This window comes from Acetatifactor sp. (genome assembly GCF_982438285.1).
This window is the reverse complement of record NZ_CEWDFQ010000437.1, coordinates 1-2111: the sequence shown is the minus strand read 5'-3', so window position 1 is coordinate 2111 and position 2111 is coordinate 1. Positions and strand designations below refer to the sequence as shown.

Below are 2111 nucleotides of genomic sequence, written 5' to 3'. Positions count from 1 at the left end.
CCAATAAATAGTATCGGGATGACCCTCAGTCCACATATTCTCAAACAGGAAACCAATCAGTACTCCTGCCTCCCACATCAGCTGATAGGTATTGTTTCCCGTTCCCCGCTCGCAATGCCTCGGCAGGCTGATCATTTTTATAAAGAAACGTGACACAGTGGTTCCGGTTCCCATCCCCAACAAAATACCAGCTATATAACTGTTCATCAAGCTATTGGAAAAAGCGAGCAATAACAACCCTCCTATCATTGCCGCCTGCCCCAGCTCTACCTCCGAACGACCGGAAGCATGAGAAAGCACGTAACGCAAAAGCAGCAAAGACAGGACAAAGCCTATCAGGATACAAACAAAAAACAATTCATTGTAAATATGTGCCACCAATATCCCAAAGATAATGGCCACCATCATCATATTCATCCCCGGCCACAAAGTGCGCGGCAGCAAAAAACGGTCCAGCGAGAACCATGAAGTGCTGAGCGGAGCACGGAAAGGAACTTTCACCGCCGGAATCAGCACCAGCGCCAACGCTCCCAGAGCCATACTGGTATAAATGATATGGTGAAAATTCCAATAAGGATAAATATAGATCCCCAAGGCAAGACCCACCACCATTCCAAAACGACCCGCCCAGGCAAAAGCGATATTGGCGTCCGTGCGGCGGCGGGAAGCAGTGACATCAATCACCAGTGTACTGCCCGTAGTCATGGTAATGACGCTGAACAGCCCTCCCTGGACAGCCCTGACCAAAGCTACGAACCCTACGGTCGCAACGTACGGATATAGCAGACTGGATGCCACAAACAGGAATATCGCTATAAAGCACACACTTTTACGTTTGAACGTATCAATAAGGTAGCTGTTGAATGTTCCCGGAAGGAACATGGCCAGCCCGAAAACAGCAATGGCTGCTCCTGCTTCCGCATAACTGCAATACCAGTGCCGCACCATCCATAAAGGCAGCACAGGAAGCATCATGTATAGTGATGCATAAAGCAAAAAATTGGAAAGGGATAACAAAAACATATTCCCAGTCCACAGTTTTGCCTTTTCATACGGAAAGAAGAAGTCATCATACATATCAGCAAAAACTTTTAATATTGTTCGTCTTCGTTAGGGAAATCCCCTTTTTTCACATCATCCACATACTGCTGTATGGCTCCCGTCATAACTGTATGCAGATCGGCATAACGACGGAGGAAACGAGGACTGAAACCGTTGGTCATCCCCAGCATATCCGATACGACCAGTACCTGCCCGTCTACCGCGCCACCGGCTCCGATACCGATAACGGGAATGGTCAGTTCCCTGGCCACACGCTCTGCCAGTGACGCAGGGATTTTCTCAAGTACCAGCGCAAAACACCCTGCCTCTTCCAGCAGATGTGCATCGCTCAACAACTTCTCGGCCTCTTCCTCGTCCTTGGCGCGTACAGTATAGGTTCCATATTTATTGATAGATTGCGGCATTAACCCCAAATGTCCCATGATGGGAATGCCGGCAGCAATGATTTTCTTTACCGCATCAATGATCTCCACACCCCCTTCCAGTTTCAAAGCATCAGCGTGCGTAATCTTCATTACTTTGATCGCATTGGTCACCGCTTCGTATTCGGAAGTCTGGTAAGTGCCAAAAGGCAGATCCACCACAACAAGCGCGCGTTTCACCCCACGGACCACAGACTTTCCATGATAAATCATCTGATCAAGGGTGATAGGAAGTGTGGTCACATTTCCTGCCATGACATTCGAAGCGGAGTCGCCTACCAATATAACATCGATGCCTGCGCCATCTACAATCTGCGCTGTCGTGTAATCATAGGAGGTAAGCATAGAAATTTTCTCGCCTCTCTGCTTCATTTCCACCAAACGGTGGGTAGTTACTTTGCGTGTATCGCCCGAAATATATCCTGCCATATTTACTTTAATTTATAAAAAACGGCTGCAAAGGTAGATGTTTTAGTTGACATTACCTCATCATATTCTTCATTTTTTCGAAACTGAATCCATTAAAGTCCTGAATAACAGCATTTGCCTTGTCGCGTATTTGCTCTTCAGAATTGGTGGTAGCCAGTCCTATCACAGTCATTCCGGCACGGCTCCCCGCCTCAAGGC

The 2111-nt window shown here is 47.6% G+C and carries 2 protein-coding genes; both read right to left on the bottom strand.

Translation table 11 applies throughout. The annotated features are described in order from the left end of the window. On the bottom strand, positions 1 to 1077 hold a 1077-nt coding region (locus AC1WIP_RS14965; protein ID WP_481142580.1), incomplete at its 3' end, for an MFS transporter. A 14-nt stretch (positions 1078 to 1091) separates the two neighbouring features. Next, entirely contained in the window at positions 1092 to 1913 is an 822-nt protein-coding gene (gene panB / locus AC1WIP_RS14960) for a 3-methyl-2-oxobutanoate hydroxymethyltransferase (protein WP_005848022.1), read from the bottom strand. Positions 1914 to 2111 lie beyond the last annotated feature (198 nt).

Coding starts and splice junctions, on each gene's coding strand:
- panB (WP_005848022.1), bottom strand. CDS start 1,913: ATGGCAGGATATATTTCGGGCGATACACGCAAAGTAACTACCCACCGT.